The organism is Dietzia sp. B44 (assembly GCF_014145245.1).
GTDB lineage: Bacteria > Actinomycetota > Actinomycetes > Mycobacteriales > Mycobacteriaceae > Dietzia > Dietzia natronolimnaea.
Genome location: NZ_JAALEF010000441.1, coordinates 1 through 1,674 on the forward strand (window position 1 = coordinate 1; position 1,674 = coordinate 1,674).

At 72.6% G+C, this 1,674-nt stretch carries 2 protein-coding genes and 1 pseudogene; 2 read left to right on the plus strand and 1 reads right to left on the minus strand.

Annotated elements, in window-relative coordinates; translation table 11 throughout:
* Positions 1-243 (minus strand): 5-formyltetrahydrofolate cyclo-ligase (locus G6017_RS13735; RefSeq protein WP_524536300.1); only part of this gene is annotated, 243 nt, incomplete at its 3' end.
* Between the two features lie 63 nt (positions 244-306).
* Between G6017_RS13735 and G6017_RS13740 the strand changes: the two genes are divergently transcribed.
* Together G6017_RS13740 and G6017_RS13745 are read left to right on the plus strand one after the other, a co-directional pair.
* Complete coding sequence (locus G6017_RS13740; protein ID WP_182617844.1) at positions 307-1,206, plus strand: UTP--glucose-1-phosphate uridylyltransferase; 900 nt, start codon at positions 307-309, stop codon at positions 1,204-1,206.
* 130 nt (positions 1,207-1,336) lie between these two features.
* A pseudogene (locus G6017_RS13745) lies at positions 1,337-1,674 on the plus strand (molybdotransferase-like divisome protein Glp); the annotation flags it as partial.

The following is a 1,674-nucleotide window of genomic DNA, read 5'->3' on the forward strand; positions in this document are numbered from 1 at the left end:
CGGCCCCACAGTGGGGGAGACCGGCAGGAGCACCTGCGCCCCCGCCAGCGCGAGCGCCTCCGGCAGATCCGGTCCGCCGGCCTCGTCGTCGTCGGGAACGAACGCGCAGACCACCATCCCCTCCGTCACCACGGAGGCCAGGTGCTCGCGGATCGCCCGGTCACGCTCGGCGCGCACGGACGCGGGGACCGCCGCGCGGCGCACACGCACCGCACGACGTACCGCGGACTTGTCCTGATCCATCACCCCAGTGTGCCGTCAGTGGTCCGGACGTAGCGGCCCGGTCCGCCGTCTATGGTGTACGCCATGACGTCCCACGCCTCGCCCGACTCGCAGTTCCGGACCGCGGTCGTCCCGGCCGCCGGCCTCGGGACCCGGTTCCTGCCCGCCACCAAGACGGTCCCCAAGGAGTTGCTCCCCGTGGTGGACACCCCGGGGATCGAACTCATCGCCGAGGAGGCGACCGAGGCGGGAGCGGGTCGGCTCGCGATCGTGACCTCCGAGCGCAAGGTCGGCGTGATGGCGCACTTCTCCGAGGACCTGGTCCTCGAGGACACGCTGTCGGACCGGGGCAAGGACGTCCTGCTGCACAAGGTCCAGCGCGCCCCCGGGCTCATCGAGGTGGTGGACGTGCGCCAGGACGAGCCGTTGGGTCTGGGGCACGCGGTCGCGCAGGTGGAGCCGGTGCTCGGTGACGAGGAGGAGGCCGTCGCCGTGCTCTTGCCGGACGACCTGGTCCTGCCGTTCGGGATCCTGGGCCGGATGTCACGGGTCCGCGCGGAACGTGGCGGCAGTGTCCTGTGCGCGTTCGAGGTCAGCCCGGAGGACGTCTCCTCCTACGGGGTGTTCGAGGTCTCCGACACGGATGATCCGGCCGTCAAGCGGGTGCTCGGCATGGTCGAGAAGCCGGCCGCCGAGGACGCGCCGTCCAACCTCGCGGCGGCCGGGCGGTACGTGCTCGACCGCGCGATCTTCGACGCGCTCCGGCGCATCGAGCCGGGCGCCGGCGGGGAACTGCAGCTCACCGACGCTATCGACCTGCTGATCAACGAGGGGCACCCGGTCCACGTGGTGGTCCACGACGGCACCAGGCACGATCTCGGCAATCCCGGCGGGTACATCAAGGCCTGCGTGGACTTCGCCCTGGACAACCCGGCCTACGCCGACGAGCTCCGGGAGTGGCTGGAGGGCCGGCTCGGCCGCTGACGGCGCCGTCGCCGCGGAATGGTGCCGACCGGGCGCTACCCTCTCCCACAGGGACCCGGTGGTCGGCCCGCCCGCTGTGGCGTGACACCGCTGCACGGTCAGCGACTTTCGTACGGGAAGGGGACACCTGGTGCGCTCCGTCGAGGAACAGCTCGCACTGGTGACGGCGGCCGCGGTCGCCCCGAGACCGGTACGCGTGTCGATCTCGGAGGCGCAGGGCCTGCTGTGTGCCGAGGAGGTGGTGGCCGAGCGCCCGTTGCCCTCGTTCGACCAGTCCGCGATCGACGGGTACGCGGTCCGCAGTGTCGACATCCGGGTCGGCGGCCCGGTCGATGACGCCGGGGACGCCTCCGGCGGGCCCGCCGGACTGCCCGTCGTGGGGCGGATCACCGCGGGATCCCGTCAACCGACCCGTCTGCAGCCCGGCCAGGTCGTCCGCGTGGACACCGGGGCGCCGCTGCCGACCCT